Origin of the sequence: Streptomyces sp. NPDC000983, from assembly GCF_040299205.1 — a bacterium.
Lineage (GTDB): Bacteria > Actinomycetota > Actinomycetes > Streptomycetales > Streptomycetaceae > Streptomyces.
On sequence record NZ_JBEPBM010000005.1, the window covers coordinates 104,173 to 124,000 of the forward strand.

At 74.1% G+C, this 19,828-nt stretch carries 19 protein-coding genes and 1 tRNA gene; 5 read left to right on the forward strand and 15 right to left on the reverse strand.

The window, feature by feature from the left end; all coding sequences use genetic code 11:
• Positions 1-6: 6 nt before the first annotated feature.
• From ABT296_RS07500 to ABT296_RS07520, 5 genes are all read right to left on the reverse strand, one after another.
• On the reverse strand, positions 7-1,134 hold the full coding sequence (locus tag ABT296_RS07500) for an ABC transporter substrate-binding protein (protein WP_351924268.1): 1,128 nt from the start codon (positions 1,132-1,134) through the stop codon (positions 7-9).
• 234 nt (positions 1,135-1,368) lie between these two features.
• A complete protein-coding gene (locus tag ABT296_RS07505; protein ID WP_351924270.1) occupies positions 1,369-2,790 on the reverse strand; it encodes a Cys-Gln thioester bond-forming surface protein in 1,422 nt (473 codons plus the stop codon).
• A gap of 263 nt (positions 2,791-3,053) precedes the next feature.
• Positions 3,054-3,536, reverse strand: a complete 483-nt coding sequence (locus ABT296_RS07510) for a single-stranded DNA-binding protein (protein WP_351924272.1) — start codon at positions 3,534-3,536, stop codon at positions 3,054-3,056.
• A 302-nt stretch (positions 3,537-3,838) separates the two neighbouring features.
• A complete protein-coding gene (locus ABT296_RS07515; protein WP_351924274.1) occupies positions 3,839-5,758 on the reverse strand; it encodes a YfjP family GTPase in 1,920 nt (639 codons plus the stop codon).
• 3 nt (positions 5,759-5,761) lie between these two features.
• Positions 5,762-7,369, reverse strand: coding sequence for a dynamin family protein (locus ABT296_RS07520; protein ID WP_351924276.1), 1,608 nt, complete (start codon positions 7,367-7,369; stop codon positions 5,762-5,764).
• Positions 7,370-7,689: 320 nt separating this feature from the next.
• On the opposite strand from ABT296_RS07520, the gene ABT296_RS07525 reads away from it, so the two are divergent.
• Positions 7,690-7,762 (forward strand) — tRNA-Arg (locus tag ABT296_RS07525).
• A gap of 84 nt (positions 7,763-7,846) precedes the next feature.
• On the opposite strand, the gene ABT296_RS07530 is transcribed toward ABT296_RS07525, so the two are convergent.
• Positions 7,847-8,347: a DUF1877 family protein gene (locus tag ABT296_RS07530; protein ID WP_351924278.1), complete on the reverse strand. Its 501-nt coding sequence runs from the start codon at positions 8,345-8,347 to the stop codon at positions 7,847-7,849.
• Positions 8,348-8,356: 9 nt separating this feature from the next.
• Complete coding sequence (locus ABT296_RS07535; protein ID WP_351924280.1) at positions 8,357-9,268, reverse strand: helix-turn-helix transcriptional regulator; 912 nt, start codon at positions 9,266-9,268, stop codon at positions 8,357-8,359.
• Positions 9,269-9,551: 283 nt separating this feature from the next.
• Here ABT296_RS07535 and ABT296_RS07540 point away from each other — a divergent pair, with 283 nt between their 5' ends.
• Both ABT296_RS07540 and ABT296_RS07545 read left to right on the forward strand, forming a co-directional pair.
• Positions 9,552-10,991, forward strand: a complete 1,440-nt coding sequence (locus ABT296_RS07540; protein ID WP_351924282.1) for an MFS transporter — start codon at positions 9,552-9,554, stop codon at positions 10,989-10,991.
• 287 nt (positions 10,992-11,278) lie between these two features.
• Entirely contained in the window at positions 11,279-11,569 is a 291-nt protein-coding gene (locus ABT296_RS07545; protein ID WP_351924284.1) for a chaplin, read from the forward strand.
• A 113-nt stretch (positions 11,570-11,682) separates the two neighbouring features.
• Here ABT296_RS07545 and ABT296_RS07550 read toward each other — a convergent pair whose 3' ends face one another.
• The 8 genes from ABT296_RS07550 to ABT296_RS07585 all read right to left on the reverse strand — a co-directional run bounded on the left by ABT296_RS07550 (position 11,683) and on the right by ABT296_RS07585 (position 16,859).
• Complete coding sequence (locus ABT296_RS07550; RefSeq protein ID WP_351924286.1) at positions 11,683-12,549, reverse strand: tyrosinase family protein; 867 nt, start codon at positions 12,547-12,549, stop codon at positions 11,683-11,685.
• Entirely contained in the window at positions 12,533-13,015 is a 483-nt protein-coding gene (locus tag ABT296_RS07555) for a tyrosinase family oxidase copper chaperone (RefSeq protein WP_351924288.1), read from the reverse strand. The genes ABT296_RS07550 and ABT296_RS07555 overlap by 17 nt, the downstream gene beginning before the upstream one ends.
• 139 nt (positions 13,016-13,154) lie before the next feature.
• On the reverse strand, positions 13,155-13,667 hold the full coding sequence (locus tag ABT296_RS07560; RefSeq protein ID WP_351924290.1) for a hypothetical protein: 513 nt from the start codon (positions 13,665-13,667) through the stop codon (positions 13,155-13,157).
• A 118-nt stretch (positions 13,668-13,785) separates the two neighbouring features.
• The gene (locus ABT296_RS07565) at positions 13,786-14,391 is read right to left on the reverse strand and encodes a vitamin K epoxide reductase family protein (protein ID WP_351924292.1); all 606 of its coding nucleotides are present in this window, start codon (positions 14,389-14,391) and stop codon (positions 13,786-13,788) included.
• Positions 14,391-14,888: a DUF5949 family protein gene (locus ABT296_RS07570; protein ID WP_351924294.1), complete on the reverse strand. Its 498-nt coding sequence runs from the start codon at positions 14,886-14,888 to the stop codon at positions 14,391-14,393. Before ABT296_RS07570 ends, ABT296_RS07565 begins: the two co-directional genes overlap by 1 nt.
• Before the next feature lie 255 nt (positions 14,889-15,143).
• Positions 15,144-15,443 carry a hypothetical protein gene (locus tag ABT296_RS07575; RefSeq protein WP_351924296.1) on the reverse strand — a complete coding sequence of 100 codons (300 nt, stop codon included), beginning with the start codon at positions 15,441-15,443 and terminating at the stop codon, positions 15,144-15,146.
• 233 nt (positions 15,444-15,676) lie between these two features.
• Positions 15,677-16,369, reverse strand: coding sequence for a hypothetical protein (locus ABT296_RS07580; protein WP_351924298.1), 693 nt, complete (start codon positions 16,367-16,369; stop codon positions 15,677-15,679).
• A gap of 250 nt (positions 16,370-16,619) precedes the next feature.
• Positions 16,620-16,859 carry a chaplin gene (locus ABT296_RS07585; RefSeq protein WP_351924300.1) on the reverse strand — a complete coding sequence of 80 codons (240 nt, stop codon included), beginning with the start codon at positions 16,857-16,859 and terminating at the stop codon, positions 16,620-16,622.
• Between the two features lie 354 nt (positions 16,860-17,213).
• Here ABT296_RS07585 and ABT296_RS07590 point away from each other — a divergent pair, with 354 nt between their 5' ends.
• Together ABT296_RS07590 and ABT296_RS07595 are read left to right on the forward strand one after the other, a co-directional pair.
• Complete coding sequence (locus tag ABT296_RS07590) at positions 17,214-18,404, forward strand: glycosyltransferase (RefSeq protein WP_351924302.1); 1,191 nt, start codon at positions 17,214-17,216, stop codon at positions 18,402-18,404.
• Positions 18,401-19,828, forward strand: a complete 1,428-nt coding sequence (locus ABT296_RS07595) for an exopolysaccharide biosynthesis polyprenyl glycosylphosphotransferase (protein ID WP_351924304.1) — start codon at positions 18,401-18,403, stop codon at positions 19,826-19,828. The genes ABT296_RS07590 and ABT296_RS07595 overlap by 4 nt, the downstream gene beginning before the upstream one ends.

Here is a 19,828-nt window from a genome sequence, read left to right on the forward strand (position 1 = left end):
CGTGCGTCAGCCGGTGCGCAGGACGCGGAAGCGGTCCGGTGCCGCCGGGTCGCGGTCGGCCACCTGGACCGGCGGCCAGGCCCACTGCCAAACGCCCGTGCCCGGCACCCGGGAGAACCGGATCGGGCCGCGGGTGCCCTCGACCTCCACGTCCGGCCAGGACGCGGCGATCCGGGCCCGGTCCGTGCCGTGGGCGCGCAGCAGCCCGGCGAGGACGGTGATCGTGTCGTAGCCCTCGTGGCCGACGAAGGAGGGCTCCTGGCCCAGCCGCTCGCGCAGGTCCGTCCCGACCCGTTCGCCGAGCGGGCCGAGGCGCTCGGGCAGATAGCGCAGGAAGGGGATCCCGGCGCCGTCGGCACCCAGCAGCCGCTCCCATTCCGGCAGCTCGGGCTGCCCGGCCGGAGCGCCGATCAGAACGTCGGCGAGCCGCTCGTCCGCCCGGACGGCCCGCACCAGCGGCACCGCCGGGTCGGGGTGGCCGACCAGGAGCAGCAGGGCGGTGGCGCCGTCCTCGGCGAGTGCGTCGCACAGCTCAGCGGGGGCGAGGGCGGTCGCGTCGAGTTCGGTCACGGTGCCGCCCTGCGGGGCCAGGCGCTCCCGCAGCAGACCGGTGCCGGTCGCCCAGTAGACGCTCGGCTGGGTCGCCACGGCGATACGGCTGTGGCCCGCGCCGAGCAGGTGGTCCGCGTACGTACGCCAGCCGTGGGACTGCGCCGGGGCGAGGCGCGCGACCAGCTCGGTCGGCCGGTCGGTGAGCGCGTCGAGCACCGCCGACGAGCACAGGAACGGCAGCCCGAGGGCGTCGGCACGGGCGGCGGCGGCACGGGCGACGACGCTGTGGTACTCGCCGGCCAGGGCGGCCACGCCCAGCTCGGCCAGTTCCGTCACGGCCGCCTCGGCCCGTCCCGGATCGGCCGCGGTGTCCCGGACCACCAGCTCCAGGGGCCGTCCCGCGATCCCGCCGGCCGCGTTGACGTCGGCCACGGCCAGTTCGAGCCCGGCGAGCAGATGCCGGCCCGCCTCGGCCCAGCCGGGCGGGGCCAGCGGGGCGAGGGCCCCGATGAGCACGGGCCGGCCGTCGGGTGGGCCTTCCTTGTACGCCGTGGGCGTCGCGGGCTGTGCTGATGTGTTCATGCGTTGCGTCTCCCCCGTGGCTGTTCGGTTGTGCGTGCCAGGACCGCGGTGCGCGCGCCGCGGTGGGCGGGAGCGGGGCGTGGGACGGTCGGGGCCGGCCGGGAGCGGGCGGGCCGGGCGCCGAGTCCGGCACGGCCGCCGTAAGCCCGGACCGCCGTCGGCCCAGCCCCCTCAGCCCCGCCTGCCGACCCGCGCCGTCGGCCCCGCTTCAGCGGTTCCCGTCAGCTCCGCCCGTCAGTCCCGCCCCAACGCCTCCCGGCGGCGGACGATCAGCAGGGCCGCGCCTCCGATGACCACCAGGCCGATGGCCACCCCCGCGATCGCCGGGGTCGCGGCGGAGCTGCCCGTCGCGGCGAGGTTGGTGTCCTGTGCGGTGCCGCCCACCGTGGCGGGGCTCGGCTCGGTCAGGGTCTGGGTCGTGGTGTTGTCGGCCTCCGCGGCCTCGGCCGCCTGGGTCATGCAGTCCAGGACGCCGGCGAAGCGCTTCTCGAAGCCGCCGGGGCCCTCGATCGTGAAGTCGTAGGCCTGGTCCTCCTGGAGCGGGATCGTCACCGTCCGGGTCTCCCCCGCCCCGATGGTGTACTCGACGCCCAGCAGCTCGAAGGTGAAGCTCTCGTCGCCCTCGTTGGCGGCCACGATGTCCAGGCCGCCCTCGGCGCAGTTCTTCCTCGCCGACAGGGCCGGTATCGCACCCCCGCTCGCCCAGGTGGCGCTCGCCGTCGCCGACACCGTCGACTCGCTGGAGCCGGCCAGGATCTGCGTCTGGCTGCGGCTCTCGGAGGTGAAGGCGCGGCCCACCGGCACGGTCGTGGACGCCTGCACGGTCAGCTCGGCGGTGCCGTCCGGCGCGTCCTCGGGCACCTCGAACCAGACCTGGCCGCCGTCGGTCGTGGTGGTGACCGGCTCGCCCTTCTCGTCGACGACCCGGACCCCGCTCATCGCCGAGGGCGGCACGACCGTCACCGCGTTGGCGTCGGTGCGCACCGTCACCGGTCCGAGCAGCTCGCCGGGGTGACCGGAGAGCACCGGCGGATCGAGGGTGAGCGACGCCTTGGGCTCGGCCAGGTCGCGGGCGCTCTTCTCCAGGTAGTCGGCGAGCTTCTCGGCCTGCGGGTCCACGGCGTCCACGTCGGCGCCGTCGGAGTAGCGCCACACGGCCACCTGGGTGCCGGCCGCCGCGTCCTGCTCGGTGAGGCCGCCCCGCACCCCCGCCTTCCGGCCGAGCTCCGCCAGGTCGTTCACCTGGGGATAGGAGTTCTGCAGGATCCAGCGGATGCGGCCCGCGTTCTCGTTGGCACCGAGCGAGGTCCCGCCCCACCACGTCTCGTGGTACTTGGCGTCCTTCTGCGTGGGGTTGTACAGGTCCACGCAGTACGTCTGGAGGGTGCCACCGCCGTCGACGGACATCTCGAACAGGCCGGCCGAGATCTCCTGATCGCCGGCCTCGTCGCGTATGACGGCGGCGCCGTAGGTCTTCAGGCCGCCTATCGTGGCGGTCGCCCCGCCCTGACTCCGCACCGCCCCGTCCACCGCGGCCGCCTGGCCGGCGCCGGCCAGCGTCGTACCGGCGGCGAGCAGGCCGGACACCAGCGTCGCGGCGGCGAGTCGGGCCGCCCCTCGGCCGCGCCCGGTCAGCGCGGAGAAAGCAGAAAGCACAGAATTCCCCTTCGAGCAGGACCCGTTGACGTGGGGGTACGGTCCCACCAGCGGAACTGCAAGCCACCCGAGCCTTGTTCGGCATCCTAAGTACCTGCCGCACCACGCCTCCCGGAGATCTCATGGCAGGGGCGATCCGACTCGGAATCGTTATCGCCCCGGGCGGTTGCGGGCCGGACTTATCGACAAATCCACCGGGATCGGCCGACGCGAAAGAGCCGATAAGCCGCAGTCCGGTCAGATCGGGCCGCGCGGTGGTGACGTCATGTCACGGTCGCCGGTTCGGCGGCCGGTTGGGCGCCGGTCCCCGGCGGTTCGTCCGCGTCCCCCACCGGTGTCTCCCAGTTCGGCTCCGGCCGGGACGACGGTGTGTGCACCGCGGGTTCCGGCCTGCCGGGGCGGCGGAAGGCCGACGTGCCCCGCGCGAGATCGTGGCCGATGGCCACCGCCTCGATGTCGGCCGAGGTCCACGTCTGCTGCTCGCGCACCTCCGAGCGGACCTTCAGCCTCCCCTGGACGAGAACGGGGTCGCCGACGGTCAGCGAGGCCGCCGCGTTGGTGGCGAGCTGCCGATTGGCCCACACCGTGAAGAAGTTGGTGTGCCCGTCCGTCCACTCGTTCCGCTCGCGGTCCAGATAGCGCGAGGTCACCGCCAGCCGGAACCTCGCCGACGGCCCCGTCACGGCCTCCCGGTACACCGGCTGCGTCGCCACGTTGCCCACCACGGAGATGGTCGTCTCGTTCATCGTGCGCCCCCTCGCTCGCCCGGCTCGCGAAGTCCGGGCGGATCCACGTACGGGCCCGTCCCGTACGGCAGCGTCTGCCGCGGCGACCACGCCCTGTGCGTATCGCCGCGAAGCCAGACTGCCTCCGCCGGACCGAGCCCGCTGCGCCCTGTGGATCGACCTCGCACCTGTGGACAACCCCGCCACCCGAACGCGGCGCTCCACATCCCCCGGCCCCCATTCCGCCCCGGGAGCCCAGGATGCCCTGGGAGCCCAGGAAGCCCAGGGAGCCCAGGAAGCCCCTCCACCTCCGGACGAGCCGCCTACCCGACCCCCACCCCGCTCACCCGCCCGTACTGCTCCCGAACCTCCCGGTACCGGAGCAGCTCGGCCGCCAGCGGGTCCAGCACCCGCGCCCGGCCGCACCCGGCGGCCGACTCCCGCAGCCGTCTCTCCGCCTCCGCGCCGTAGCGCCGGGCGGGCCCCCGCGCCGCCATCCGGCAGCCCCACTCCACCAGCGGACCGCCGACGATGCCGGCCACCATCAGCAGCACCGGCACGCCCAGGTTCGGCGCCATGAAGCCCGCGATCTGAGCCGCCAGCCACAGGCCCCCGACGACCTGGAGGAGCGTCATCGACGCCTGCACCAGCACGGCCGCCGGCCACCAGCCGGGCCGGGGCGGCCGTCCCGGCGGCAGGCCCGCCTTCGCCGCCAGGCCGTCCAGGGCCTCGGGCAGCCCTTGGGAGCCGCGGACGGCCGCCTCGCGGACCGCCTGCGCCCACGGCGTCGGCAGCCCGGCCGAGGCGCGCTCGGCGACGGTGCGCACGGCCTGCTCCACCCGCTGGCGCGCGGTGGCCTCCTCGTCCTCCTGGGACCGCAGCGGGAACCGTCCGGTGGGGGGTTCGCGCCGGTCCTGGTACCACCGCCACAGCCGCAGCCAGGGCGTGCCGCAGGCGCGGTTGGCGTTGCGCAGCCAGGCGCGCTCGGCGGCCTCCCCGGCCGCGGTGGCGCCGACGGCGTCGGCGAGCCGGGCGGCGAACTCCTCGCGCGCCTCCTCGCTCAGCCCGGCGTGCCGCGAGGTGGCGTACACGGGCCGCAGGTGCCAGGCGGCGGTGTCCACGTCGGCGGAGATCCGGCGCGCGGGGGCACCGCGCTCCGCGACGAACTGGCCGAGCGCCTCGCGCAGTTCGCCGACTCCGTCGCCGGTGAGCGCGGACAGCGCCAGCACGGTGGCGCCCGGTTCGCCGTACTCGCCGAGCGCGATGCCGTCCTCGTCCAGCAGGCGCCGCAGGTCGTCGAGGACCTGCTCGGCCGCCTCGCCGGGCAGCCGGTCGGTCTGGTTGAGGACGACGAACATGATCTCGGCGTGGCCCGCCATGGGCCGCAGATAGCGCTCGTGGAGCATGGCGTCCGCGTACTTCTCCGGGTCGACGACCCAGACGACCGCGTCGACCAGGGCCAGGACCCGGTCCACCTGCTCGCGGTGCTGCACGGCGGCGGAGTCGTGGTCGGGCAGGTCCACCAGGACCAGTCCGCGCAACTGCCCGTCGGCGTCGGCGTGCTGGGCGGGACGGCGGCGAAGCCGGGGCGGGATGCCGAGCCGGTCGATCAGCGCGGCCGCGCCGTCGCTCCAACTGCACGCGATGGGCGCGGCGGTGGTCGGCCGACGCACCCCGGTCTCCGAGATGGGCACGCCGGCCAGTGTGTTGAACAGCTGCGACTTGCCGCTGCCGGTCGCACCCGCGATGGCGACCACCGTGTGCTCGCCGGAGAGCCGGCGCCGCGCGGTGGCCTCGTCGAGCACCCGTCCGGCCTCGGCGAGGGTCCGGCTGTCGAGCCGGGCCCGGGAGAGCCCCACCAGCTCGCGCAGCGCGTCGAGCCGCGAGCGCAGCGCGCCGTCGAACGCGAGGGTCGCCGCCCCCTGCGGGGAGGAGGCCCGGCTCTCCACGGCCGGTACGGGCTGTTCCGCGGCGTCGGTCTCGTTGACCCGGCGGGCGATCAGCCCGTCGTCCCAGGCGGGCCCGGCCTCGGCGTCGGCCGCCTCCTGGCCGGACGCGGCGGCGGACGGCTCGTCCACCCCGGGCGTGTCGTCGTCGCCCTTCGCGGCGGTACCTGCGTTCCCGGCGGTACCTCCGTTCCCGGCGGTGCCTGCGTTCCCGGCGTCGCCGGCGGTCGGTACGGCGTCATCGGCTGCGGTCTCGCCGTGCCGCGGGTCGTGGTCCTGGTCAGTGACGGCGGTCACCGGTCACCTCTCCTTCTGCAGTACGGACAGGGCGGCGATGAGTTCGGCCTGTGGCTCCGGATGGACGTCCAGGGCGTCGAGCGGCGCGATCCTGCGCTCGCGCTCGGCGAGCATCACCCGGTCCAGGAGCTCGGCGAGCAGCCGGCCACCGCGGTCGCGCAGCCGCAGCGCGCCGTGGGCGCCGATGCGCTCGGCGAGCCGCTCGCCGGCCGCTCGGGCCCGGCGCCCGCCCAGCAGCGCGGTGGCGACCAGCGCGGCGACGGTCCCGGGCTCGGGCGCGGTGCCCTTGTCCAGCTCGCGCACCTCCTCCTCGGCGCACTCCTCCAGCTCGCGCAGCCAGCGCCGTACGGCCAGGCCGATCCGGTGCTCGGCGCTCTCCAGGGCGGGGTCGCGGTCCCGGAGGCCGGGCGCGGCTGCCGCCGGTTCGCGCCGCCATGCCTCGTCGACGCGCTCGTCGGCGGCGGTGACGGCGCACAGCAGGAGCGCCGCGAGGCTCTCGGCGAGCGCGTCCAGCAGCTCACCGGCGGAGCAGTCGAGGGGGAAGGCACGCCAGCGCTTGAGGGCGTCACCGGCGAGCACGGTGCCGGACTGGAGCCGGCCCCGCACGCGCGCGTGCTCGCTGTCGTACGCGGAGTCGACGGCGGCGGTGAGGCGGAGGGCGGCGGCGTGCTGGGCGGCCGCCGCGCCGGCCAGCTCCGGCATACGGGCCTTGAGGGAGTCGAGGACGCCGTAGGCGGTGCGGGCCATGACGTGCTGGCGGGCGACCGGGTCCTGGGCCTGGTGCACCAGCCAGGTGCGCAGCGGTGCCACGGCGCTGGCGGGCAGCAGACCGCCGCCCCAGGCCGACTCGGGCAGCTCCGGGACGGTGAAGCGGGGCACACTGCCCAGTCCGGCCTTGGTGAGCAGGGCGCCGTACTGCCGGGAGACCTCGGAGACGACCTGGTGCGGCACACGGTCCAGGACGGTGACGAGGGTGACGTCGTACTCCTTGGCGGTGCGCAGCAGATGCCAGGGGACGGCGTCGGCGTAGCGGGCGGCGGTGGTGACCATGACCCAGATGTCGGCGGCGCAGATCAGTTCGGCGGCGAGGACGCGGTTGTCGGCGACGAGGGAGTCGACGTCGGGGGCGTCGAGGAGCGCGAGTCCGCGCGGGAGCGTGTCGGCGGTCTCGACGCGCAGCACGCGCGCGGCGTCCTCGCCGGGCAGCAGGAGATCGTCGCCGGGGTCCTGCTGGGGCACCTGGACCCGGGTGAGGTCGGGCAGGACGCGCATGCCGCTGAACCAGTGGTGATCCTCCGGATGGCAGACGAGGACGGGAGTCCGTGTCGTGGGCCGCAGTACGCCGGCCTCGCTGACCCGGCGGCCCACCAGGGAGTTGACCAGTGTCGACTTGCCGGCTCCGGTGGAGCCGCCGACGACCGCCAGCAGGGGCGCTTCGGGCTCTCTCAACCGGGGCACCAAGTAGTCGTCGAGCTGGGCGAGTAGTTCGTCGCGGTTGGCACGCGCGCGTGGCGCCCCGGCCAGCGGGAGCGGAAAGCGTGCGGCTGCGACACGGTCGCGCAGAGCGGAAAGTGCGTCGATCAGCTGAGGCCGTACGTCCAAGGTCACCACATGTGAAGAATGCCCAATTTTAGGGGAATTCTGAAGCATATGAGCATGCCTGCGCGCCGACAGGACACAAGGGACGGAAGGGGCGACCGGGACACGGGCATAGTCCAGGCATAACGAGTGCACAACACCCGGTGCGCCAGAGGCCAAAAGCGGTGCACGATTCGTACCTGCCTGCGATTATCAGGACCGCTTCACTGAACCTCCACATAGGGTCACGGAGGCGAAGCAACAGGGACAAGGACGCGGGAGCCCTATCCTTGTCCCCGGCAACGTCAAGGATCAGCCCGCACCCGGGCACCACGACCGAGGCCACCACACCGGCCCCCGTAGCTCAGTGGATAGAGCAGGCGCCTTCTAAGCGCTTGGCCGCAGGTTCGAGTCCTGCCGGGGGCGCCCAGTCTCCGCCCTCCTTCGGGAGGGCGTTTTTGCTGTTCGGAGGCGGCCTCGCAGCCGCGGCCCCGTATCCACCGGGCCCGGTCAGTCCAGCCAGACGAGTATCCAGTCGTCCGCCTTGGCCGCGGCCTCGAAGAACTGGGTGAGGCGCTCGTACGGGTAACGTCCGCGCTCCAGCGCGCCCGGGATGCCCCAGCCGAGGGGGTACACCTCGGCCTCGGTCAGTTCGGCCGGCTCCACGCCGCCGATCAGGTGGCTGTAGCCGGTGTTCCGCAGTGTCTCCGCCGCGAACCGGACCCGCTCGGGTCGCAGGCACCGCGGCGGCCCGTACCCCCAGTCCTCCTCCTCGGCGAACGGCTCCTCGCCGTGGATGACGTCCACCGGGAACTCGGCGCGGGTCAGCAGGAACCGGAGCAGGTCCCAGTTCTCGTACGTGCTGAAGTGGCGCGCCTGGGCCGGCGCGGGCCTCGCCTCCCCCTCGGCGTCCTGGACCGCTGCCACGAAGTACCAGGTCCATACGCGGTCTTGGCTCATCCGGTCCAGTTCAGCGGCCGTGACACGCAGGTATTCGCCGATCATGCCCATCGCCCAAGGCTAGGCGTCCGCAAGGCCAGTCAGAGCCGATTTGCCCGCTTCTGCCATGCCCCAGGCCGCCAGCAGGCGCAGGGCCGCGTCCGACGGGGAGCCGGGCTCGGCCGTGTACGCGATCAGGCGTTGGCCTGCGGGGCCGGGGATCAGCAGGTTCTCGAAGCTGAGTTCCATCGTGCCGACCAGGGGATGGCGCAGGCGCTTCGGGCCGGAGGTGCAGGTGCGGACCGGGTGTCGCGCCCAGCTCGCCGCGAACTCCGGTGAGAGCATCGCCAGTTGGCCTACGAGTTCGGCCAGGGCTCGGTCGTCCTTGTGGCGGCCGGCGACCAGGCGGAGGGAGGCCACCGCCAGTTGGGCCTCCTCGTCGCGGTCCGGATACAGGGCCTGGTACCGCTCGTCCAGGAAGAGCATCCGGGTCAGGTTGGGGCGGGTGGCCGGGGTGTCGGGGCTGTCGGCGGCCAAGTGCCCGGCGAGCAGCGCGTGGCCGAGGCGGTTCCACGCGAGGACGTCGCTCCGCCGGTCCAGAACGAGGGCCGGTATCTCGGTCATGGCCGCCAGCAACTGCCGTGCCGACGACCCGGCATGCTCCGTGCGGGGCGGTGCGGGACGGGACGTCGCGGTAGCCGGTCTGGCGAGGTCCTTGAGATGGGCCGTCTCGTCGACGCCGAGGCGCAGGGTGCGTGCGATCGCTTCCAGCACGCTGTCGGAGACGCCCGTGGCCCGGCCCTGTTCGAGCCGGGTGTAGTGGGTGATGCTGACCCCCGCGAGCATCGCCAGTTCCTCCCGGCGCAGCCCGGTCACACGGCGGCGCGTCGGATGCGGCGCGATGCCGACCTCCTCCGGACGCAGCGCGGCGCGGCGGGACTTGAGGAACTCCCCCAGCTCGGACGAGGCGGACTGGCGGGACTGGGCGGACATGCATGCCTCCAGGTCGGCGCGTGGTGCGACGGGCCGCGGTCACTGCCCTCCCATCATGCCCGCCGCTCCCCGTGGTCGGGCCGGGTGAGGGTGGTCCTGCGACGACTACCCTCACGCCGGCTGTGCGCGACAGGGATCTGGCTGCGGATCCACGCGCCGACCAGCCTTTCCTCCGTCATCGCGCACACCCACCCACACCCACGCCCGACCGCGCACCGCACCCGGGCGCACCCCCGCAACTCGCGCCGCGCAGCGGGAACTTGAGGAAGGGATTCGGCTTCTCATGTCCGTCACCGATACGAGCGCCCCCGGCACCGCCCCAGCCGCGCTCACCCCGAGGCTCCGGCTGGTGCTGGTGCTGCTGCTCGCGGCCCAGTTCATGCTGGCCGTGGACTTCTCCATCCTGAACGTGGCCCTGCCGGTGATCGGCACGGGCCTCGGTTTCTCGCTCGGCCACCTGCAGTGGATCGCCACGGCGTTCGCGCTGTGCGCGGCGGGCTTCACCCTGCTGTTCGGCCGGATCGCCGACCTGTTCGGCCGGCGCCGGCTGTTCCTGGGCGGACTCGTCGTGCTGGCCGCGGCCTCGCTGGTGGGCGGCCTGGCGCAGAGTCCGGAGGTGCTGATCGCGGCCCGGGTCTTCCAGGGCCTGGCCACCGCCGCGGTGACCCCGGCCGGTCTGTCCCTGCTGACCACCTCGTTCCCCGAGGGGCCGCTGCGCGAGAAGGCGCTCGGGCTCAACGGGGCTTTGATGTCCGCCGGGTTCACCACCGGCGCCGTGCTCGGCGGGCTGCTGACCGACCTGTTGTCGTGGCGCTGGGCGTTCTTCATCAACGTGCCCGTCGCACTCGCTGTGCTGCTGGTCGCCCCGACCGTCCTCAAGGAGTCCCGGCCCGAGGAGCGCCCCCGGCTGGACGCGCCCGGCGCCGTCAGCGTCACGCTCGGTCTGCTGGCCGTCGTCCTCGGACTCACCCGGGCCGGGGAGCGGGGCTGGGGCTCGCCGGACGCCCTGGTACCGCTGGCCGCCGGTGCGGTGCTGCTGGTGGTGTTCGTCGCCGTCGAGCGCAGGGTGTCCGCACCTCTCGTGCCCGTCTCCGTGCTCGGCAGAAGGTCGGTGGCCTGGGGCAACGTCGCCGGTCTGATCGCGTTCCTCACCGAGACCTCGCTGGTGTTCCTGCTGACCCTCTACCTCCAGGAGGTGCTCGGCTTCTCCCCGCTCGCCGCCGGACTGACCTTCGGGGTGCTCGGTGCCGGCACCGTCGTGGGCGGCTTCCTGGCCCCGCGGGTCATCGGAGCGATCGGACGCAGGCGGACGCTGATCGCGGGCGGCCTGCTGCAGACCGTGTCCACCGCGGCCCTGCTCGGGCTGGGCGAGGGCCGCTCCTGGATGTGGCTGCTGTTGGCCGCGACCTTCGCCGGCGGTGTGGGGAACATGCTCGCCATCGTGGGCTTCATGGTCACCGCCACCTCGGGTCTCGCCGACCGTGAACAGGGCCTGGCCACCGGTCTCGCCACCATGACCCAGCAGATCGGCATCACCATGGGCACCCCGGTCATGAGCGCCGTCGCCACCGTCGCCATGACGGGCACCGGCGCCGCGGCCCTGCTCGCCGGACTGAAGGTCGCGATCGCGGTGAACGCCGCCCTCGCCCTCCTCGGCGTCCTCACCAGCGCCCTGTTCCTGCGGGACGGCGACGCGCGCGGGGCCGTCACACGCGAAGCGTGAAGGCCAAGTTCGAGACGCACACGCCGCGGCCCGGGAGCACGGCGTCACCGCGTGCGGTACGGCCGGCTCCCCGACCCGCGCACCTCGCACCTCGCACCTCGCACCTCGCACCTCGCACCTCGCACAAGGACCGACACCACCACCGGCGCCCCCGCCCACACCCCCGCACGGGTTAACGCCCGGGGATCCCGGCGCGATCGCCGTGACCCGGCGGGGCCCTCCGCGTTGAACGGGAAGTGCGGCGGCGCACCCTGGCGCCGCGCTCACCGAACCAAAGGAGAAACGTGATGTCGCGCATCGCGAAGGCAGCCGCTGTCGCCATGGGCACCGGTGCCATGGTGGTCGGCGGGGCCGGACTGGCCCTGGCGGACGCGGGCGCCAACGGCACGGCCGAGCACTCGCCCGGCGTCGGGTCGGGCAACCTCATCCAGGTCCCGGTCAACGTGCCGGTCAACCTGTGCGGGAACACCGTCGACGTGATCGGCCTGCTGAACCCGGCCTTCGGCAACACCTGCGTCAACGCCGCCGACGACGAGCGGTCCCACGACGACGACGGCGGCTACGGCTACGGCGGCTGACACCTCGTCGGTCCCGGCACCAGCCGTACCACCCGCATCGCCCGTACTTCCCCGTACGGAAGAGAGCCCCGGCACCTCGAGCGCCGGGGCTCTCCCCGTGCCGCACGCGCGACTCACGCGTACCGGTAGATCGCGCTGACGTCCTCCAGCTGGTCCGGGGTCACGTCCCAGGGCGGCAGCTTCTCGTGCCGGGCGACGATCCGCCCGCGCTGTTCGTCGCCGACGGCGGGCTGCTTGGCGGGCAGATAGCGGTGCACCCGGTGCCGTCGCTGCCAGCGGGTCCAGCACAGGTCGATGAAGGCGTGGTGCAGCCAGAACACCGGGTCGTTGACCGAGGCGCCGCCGACCATGTCGCCGCCGACCCAGCGGTGCACGCGGTTGTGGGTGCGCCAGGCCACCGGGCCGCGTCCGGGGGCCCACCCCTCCAGCCTGTTGCGGAACCCCTTGGCGGAGGTGGAGTTCCACGGCGAGACGTCGTAGACCGGGTCCGCGAGGGCCGCCTCCAGGTCGGTCTTCGTCGGCAGTCCGATCGGATCGCGCGACCGGCCCAGGTCCCGGGTGAGGAACCTGCGGTCGGTCATCCGTTCCCGCAGGGTCCAGTTGCCCTGCGCGTAGGCGAAGGGCCCGGTCGTCACCTGCCGGTCCAGGCTCCGGCCGTTCCCGCCGAGCAGGTCCGCCGTCCAGGGCCCGGACCCGGTCCCGCGGTCCTTGGTCCAGTCCCAGTAGGGCAGGGTCACCGAGGAGTCGATCCGGCGCAGCGCCCGCTCCAGGTCCAGCAGGAACCGCCGGTGCCAGGGCAGGAAGGTGGGCGCCATGTGGGCGGTACGCAGGCCGCCCTCGCCGTCGGCGACGTAGTACTCGATGTGCATCCGCACGAACTCGTCGTACTCGCCGCGCCGTTTGAGCTCCAGCAGCGCCTTCACCAGGCGCCGCCGCTCGGCGACGGTCAGCGTGCTGACGTCCTTACGCACGTACACCATGGTGTCCCCCTGTACCGGTCCGCGGGTCGCGGAGCTGTTCGCCCGGCCCGAGTTCGTCCACCGCCGCCCGGGCCGCGTCGAGCGGAGCGGCGTACGAGCAGTAGTGGTCGACCATGTTCAGCCAGGTGCCGTCGGCGCGGCGCATCAGGTGCAGCCGGGTGCCGTCGACGGTGACGTACCACTGCTCGGGGCCGCAGGCGCCGCCCGCCGAGATGCGCGTGCCGCACAGACGGCGGCCGCGGTAGGTCTCGTCGAAGGCGGTGCCCGCGGGCTCGGCACGCCCCCGCCCGGGATGCCCGGGAGACGGCGGCCGGGACGCGGCGATCACCGGGGCCGTGGCCAGGACGCCGGCCGCGGCGAGGAGCCGCCGCAGCACGTCCCGGCGGCCCCCGCCGCCCCGCCCCGGTCTCGCCCTGTTCCGCGCCGCGCGCTCCGCTCCCGTCGTCACGCCGCCGACACCTGTCATCGCGCGCTCCTCGTCCGGTCGGTGTCCGGTTGGTTTGTCGTAGCGGTAACCTCCCGGCGGCCCGACCGGTCACCGCCCGTACCCCGGAAAGCCGAAAAGGGCCCGCGAGCCCCGGGCCCCGGTGGGTGGCAGAAGGGCCCTAGAGACCGGGCCCCATCGTCAGGGCGGCCCCCGGCGCGGTCTGCAGGAGCGGGGTGAGTACGCCCGCCTCGGGCAGCTTGGGCTCGGGCAGGCCGAAGTGGTCCGGGTTCGGCGGGGTGAGCGGGGCGTCCAGGGTCGCTCCCGGCGCCTGGGTGCGCAGGTCGGAGGCGGGGGCGTCGAGGCCGACGTGGTCGAAGTCGTCGCCGAGCAGGTGCGGCAGCGGGGCGCGCAGGCCGGCCCCGGGCAGACCGGCGCTGACCGGCAGCTGCGGGACGGCCCGCTCGGGGAGGAGCCGGCCCTCGACGTACCGCGGGCCCTCGGGGGAGCCCGGCACCGGCACCGGCAACTCGGCCCCGACCGTGGGCAGTTCGATGTTGAGGGACTTCTCGACGCCGTCCAGCGGTACCGGGACCGGGACCGTGCCGACCGCGGCGGCCGGGGCGGCGGAGGCCACCGCGGCCGCGAAGCCCGCGACGACGGCGGCAAGGGTTCCTCGGGTGGTCGACTTCATCTCAGCTACGGTCCCTTCCAGGGTTTCGGTGGAGCGACGTCGTACCGCACAACGAGTCCGGGATCGGCGGCAGCGCACAATTCGCCCGTTCGCCGCAGTAGTACGACCGTCGTCCCCGTCAGCTCGTCCAGAAGTCCCACCAGCGGGTCAGGATCAGCATTCCGACGACGCCGAGGTGCAGCACCGGGAGCACCCAGGTGAACTCGCCGAGGAACGTGGCCAGCCAAGGGGGCGCGGGCAGGAGTCCGGTGCGGACGAGGTGCGAGGTGACGTACCAGAACAGGACGACGGTGGCGATCCAGGCCAGGCAGCACCACAGGCACAGGGCGTTGATCCGGTACAGCGACTCGAACTGCAGCCAGGAGACGAACCCGACGCCGAACAGGCAGCCGGCCGCGAAGGCGAGCCAGTACCAGCGGGGGAAGCGGGCGCCGGCCCACAGGCTGACGCCGACGCAGACGACGATCCCGTAGGCGACCAGGCCCAGCATCGGGTTGGGGAAGCCGAAGGCCTCGGCCTGGTCGCTCTCCATCACGCTGCCGCAGGACACCACCGGGTTCAGGCTGCAGCCCGGGGTGAAGTCCGGGTCCTCCAGCAGTTTGAACTTGTCGATGGTGATGACCCAGGAGGCCAGCAGCCCGGCGGCGCCGGTGAGCACCAGCAGCAGGGCGAAGCCCCACCCCGCGCCCACGGTCCGCGGGGGCCGTCCCGCGGTCCCGGTCATCAGCCGCGCAGGCTGCGGGCCGGCAGGACGACGTGCGCGGCGGCGTTCAGGGTCTCGTCGGCGCCCGCGAAATCGGCCAGCGCCTGCGGGTCGACGGGCTTGCCGGGCTCCGCCTCGGGCCAGGGGCGGGTGGTGAACACGAAGTAGGCGAAGCCGCGTTCGCCGACGGCCTCGATCCACTCCGGCGGCGGGGTGCACTGGGCGTTGAAGCCGGGCATGTTGACGACGGCCTGGCCTGACTCGACGAGCAGGCTGACGGGCAGGCTGGGCCGGGCGTTGCCGTCGACGAGATCACCGCCGACCGGTAGGTCGTTGCGCTCCAGGAGCGCCTCGACGGCCCGGGTCGAACCCTCGGGGCCCTCGGTGCCGTCACCGAGGGTGTAGGCGAGCAGGTAGGGCATGTCGCCGCCGGGGGCCTCGCCGCTCCAGGCCATCACGACGAGCGTGCCCAGTTCGGCCGCGCTGAAGGGGCGGTTTTCGCTTGAGGTTGAGGTCACCGCGCGACCTTATCGACGCCCCGGAACCCCCCTCGGGCCTTCTCACCCGACCGGGCGACCCCCCGGGCCCTGTCCACACGAACGAGTTACCCGGGCCTCGAACAGGGCCGGACGGGTATGCGCCGAGGGCCGATTCCGCGGGTACGGAATCGGCCCTCGTGGCAGGGGAACGCAGTGCGGTCGGCCCTGCGGGTGCCGGGTGCGGACGGCCTTGCAGGCGCCGGGAGCGGACGGCCTCAAAGGCGCCGAGCGCTGTCAGCCCCCCAGGGGCAGACCGCCGAGCAGGCCGCCGCCCGCGTTGAGCGCGGTGGTCGCGCCCTTGACGGTGTTGAGCACGGAGTCCTTGTTCTCGGTGTTGAGAGCGTCCGACTGGTGCTGGAGGGGGAGGGCGTCGGTGGCGGACGGCGTGAGGTTCCCGCTGGTCAGGTTGTTCACGGCGCCGGTGAGGCTGGTCGGGGTGAGGTCGGCGGGGCTGTGGGCGGCGAACGCGGGCGCGGCCGCTCCGGCGACGACAAGGGAACCGGCAACGACAGCGGCGGCCTTCAGGGACTTCATCGTCTTCCTTTCTTCGGCAACTCACGGTCGCCACGGGGAGTTCGGACGCCGTGCCTAACGACCTTGTGCCGGAGCGGAAACCCCGGGCCCGCATCCTCATATGAGATCCCGGACCCGTGGGCGGCCCGGCCGACGCGGGCAGGGTGAAGCCCCGAGAGCCTCGTACGGGCTTTCGGGGCTTCACCTGGCAACGGCTCAGGAGCCGGCCAACCTCTCAGGAGCCGGGCAGCCGCTCAGGCGCCCGGCAGCAGACCGCCCGTCGGCAGACCGCCCGTCGGCAGCGAGGGCGTCGTGACCGGCAGGCTGGGCGCCGCCGCGGGCAGGCTCGGCAGGGCCGGCAGTCCGGGCAGGCTGGGCGCGGGCAGGCCGCCGCCGAGCAGGGTGGCGGCGACTACGTTGACCAGGCCGGTCAGTACGGCGGTGGCGGCGGGGACGACCTGGGCCACGTCGCCGGAGGTGACGGCGGCGAGCAGGGTGTCGACCGCCTTCTGCAGGCCGGCGAGGGAGTCGGCGACGACGTCGGCCGGGAGGGCGGACCGCGCCTTGGAGTCGTCGCTCTTGGCGGCCGGCAGGCTCGTGGCCGGCAGGGCGGGTGCGGCGACCGGGGCGGCGGCCGTGGCCTCGGCGATGGCGTCCTTGACGGCCTGGCCGAGCTTCTCGGCGTCCGCGGCGGGGAGTTGGCCGTTGTCGGCCTTGAGCGCGGCGTTCAGCAGGTCGGTGACCGGCGTCAGCACACCACCGAGGTCGCCCAGGGCTTCGGTCTGGGCGAGCAGAGCGTCCGCGCCGGGGACGGGCGCAGCGGACGCCGCGTGGGTGCGCTCACGGGCGGGGTCGTCGGCAGCCGTGGCGGCTGGCCCGGCGATCCCGAGCAGGAGTGTGGCGCAGAGTGCGGAGACAGCTATACGCCGTGCGGGCAGGGCACGCATGGGTGTTCCTTTCGGTGGTGCTTCGGATCTTGTGCCCACCGTGGAAGCCTCGAACGCGCTCTGCAACCGTTCGAACGCTCTGGGTAATCGACCGTGTCTCGCCCGGGGCGCGTTCCGCCTGGTGAGAGGGCCCGTGAGGGGGTCCCGGCCGGATCGGCGACGGCATCCCCCGTTCGGGGTAACGCGAACCAGCCGCCCCGCCGTGGCGGATCCACGGAAGGGCGGCCGGTGAAGGGGTTTCGCGGCGACGTCAGTCGTTGACGCAGGTGTTGCCGAACGCGGGGTTCAGCAGACCGATCACGTTGACCGTGTTGCCACAGACGTTGACCGGGACGTGGACCGGAACCTGGAGGACGTTGCCCGACAGCACGCCCGGGGAGTGGGCGGCGCCGCCGTTCGCGCCGGCGTCGGCGGAGGCGATACCGGCGCCACCCGCGACGGCTGCGGCAGCGGCGGACGTGAGGACCAGGCCCTTCGCGATACGCGACATGGAGAAGAGCTCCTTGGGGTTGACACAAACATCCGGGCGGGGATGCCCGGCGCTGTGTCAACGCGTGGCACGCCCCGGGGTTGTGCCGCCAAAGGGGTGACGTCGCCCGGAGTCTGATTCACCATTCCGACACACATGACCGCTTTCTCATGATTAGTCCGGTCGGCGACTAGAGTTGCGGACCTCGTTCGAACCGGACAAGGCGCGGCCGAACGGCGGTGACCCGCCGCCCGTTCGGCTCGTTTCCCAGCGGGGCGCGGTGTGGGCCGGCGCGCTCCTCGTCGCCGTCGGCGCCCTGAGCTGAGGCGCGATCCCGCCCGTCCCCAGCGACACCATGAGCGAGGAAGCCGCGCAATGCACCTGCCAGCAACCGACCGACCGCCCCGGGTGCTGCACCTGACGCAGCCCGTGGACGGCGGGGTCGCCCGCGTCGTCACGGACCTGGTCCGCGCCCAGCTCGCGGCCGGTCTGCACGTCTCGGTCGCCTGCCCCGAAAGCCCCCTGACCCAAACCCTGGGGGCGCTCGGGGCCGACGTACACGCCTGGTCCGCGACCCGCGCGCCGGGTCCGACACTCGTTCGGGAGGTACGCCTCCTCACCCGGGTGATCGAGGACGTACGGCCCGATCTGGTGCACGCGCACAGCGCGAAGGCCGGTCTGGCGGGGCGGCTCGCACTGCGCGGGCGGATCCCCACCGTCTTCCAGCCGCACGCCTGGTCGTTCGAGGCGGTCGGCGGGGCCACCGCTTCGCTGGCGCTCAACTGGGAGCGAAGGGGCGCCCGTTGGGCCTCGCGCGTGGTGTGCGTGAGCGAGGCGGAGCGGGTCACCGGGGTACGGGCCGGGATCCGCGCCCGGTACACGGTGATCCCCAACGGCATCGACCCCGAGCGCTTCGGCCCCGAGGTCCCTGACGGCACCGGCGACACCGACGGCACCGACCACACCGGCCGCGCCGCGCTGCTGCCGGACCTCCCGCCGGAGGCACCGCTGGTGGTCTGCGTGGGCCGGCTGTGCCGCCAGAAGGGGCAGGACGTGCTGCTGCGCGCCTGGGCCTCGGTGACGCAGCGGGTGCCCGGGGCCCGGCTGGTGCTGGTCGGCGACGGGCCGGACGCCGGCCCGCTGCGGGCCCGGGCGCCGAGGTCGGTGGTGTTCGCGGGCGCCGTCGCCGACGCCGCGCCCTGGTACCGGGCCGCCGATCTGGTCGTACTGCCCTCGCGCTGGGAGGGCATGGCGCTCGCCCCGCTGGAGGCGATGGCGTCCGGCCGGCCGGTGGTGGTGACCGAGGTGGACGGCGCCCGGGAGAGCATGCCGCCCTCGCTCGCGCCGCACTGCCTGGTGCCCCCGCGCGACCCGGCACGGCTCGCCACCGCCGTCGCCGAGCTGCTGCGCGACCCCCTGCTGCGCGAGTCCCTCGGACACCAGGGCCGCCGGCACGTCCTGACCACGCACGACGTGCGGCACACGGCGGAGTCGGTCGCGGAGGTCTACCGCGACCTGATCGGCCGTCCTGTGCCCACCCAGTCCAGGGAGTCCATCCACTCGTGACCGCCGACAGCACCCTCCAACCGCCCGCCGGGCGGCCACGGGGCCCCCGTCTCTCGCCCGTCTCCGTCATGCCGCCGCGCGGCTCGGCCTCCGGGTTCCGTTTCCCGGTCCGCCGGCCCCGGCCCCGCCCGGCCTCGCCCCTGCCGCTGCTGGCCGCCGACACCGTCGCCGCGCTGCTGGGCGCACTGGCCCTCACCGGCCCCCAGCGCAGCCTCCTGCCGGTCGCCCTGCTGGTGGCGGCGACGCTGCTGGCCCGCCCGCGGGCGCCCCGTCCGGGCACCGGTCTGCTGGACGAACTGCCCGTGGTCTGCGCCCGGATCACGGTGGCCTGGCTGGCGCTCGCCGCCGTCGTCGCCGCGTACGCCCCGGGGCTGTCCCTGTCGTGGGGCACGCTCGGCTTCGGGCTGCTCATCCAGTGCCTGGCCGGCTGCGCGGGCCGCGCCCTGGTGCACGCCGTCCGCGCCGACGCGCTGCTCACCCGGCCGCACGCCGCCCTCGTCATCGGCCCCGCCGCGACCGCGCAGCGCGTGGCCGCCGGGGTGCTGCGCCACCCGCGCTGCGGGGTGCGGCCGGTCGGCCTGGTCGCCGCCGACCCGGACGGCACCGAGACCCTGCCCGTGCTCGGCACCGGCGAGGAGGTCGAGCGGGCGCTGATCCAGAACGGCGTCGTGGACGTCCTCGCCGTCCATCCGTCGGTACGGTCCGAACGGGCGCCGCTGCTGCGGGCGCTGGCCGCCTCGGGCTGCACGGTGTGGGAGCTGGACGCGGACTCCCCGGCGTACGCCAGCCGGGAGCAGCTCGCCGGTTACGCCTGCCGGCGCCTGCACATGGGCACCGCCCCGCGCCACGCCGACTTCGGCAAGCGGGCGCTGGACATCACCGTCTCCGGGCTGCTGCTGGCGCTGGTCGGCCCGCTGCTGATGGTGTGCGCCCTGGTCCTGCGGCTGACGGACGGGCCCGGCGTCGTCTTCCGCCAGGAACGCGTCGGCAAGGACGGGCGCCCCTTCACGCTGCTGAAGTTCCGCACCCACCGCCCGGTCGACGAGCACGAGTCGGCGACCCGCTGGAGCGTGGCCGGCGAGGTGCGCATGTCGTGGTTCTGCAGCTTCCTGCGCCGCAGTTCGCTGGACGAGCTGCTCCAGCTGTGGAACGTGCTGCGGGGCGACATGAGCCTGGTCGGGCCGCGGCCCGAACGCCCCTACTTCGTGGCCAAGTTCAGCCAGACCTACCCCGGCTACGCGGCCCGCCACCGGATGCGGGCGGGTCTGACCGGCCTGGCCCAGGTGCACGGGCTGCGCGGCGACACCTCCATCGAGGACCGGGCGCGGTTCGACAACGCGTACATCGACAACTGGTCGCTGTGGCAGGACGTCTGCATCCTGCTGCGCACGGCGGCGGCGCTCGTGCGCCCGACGGGGAGCTGA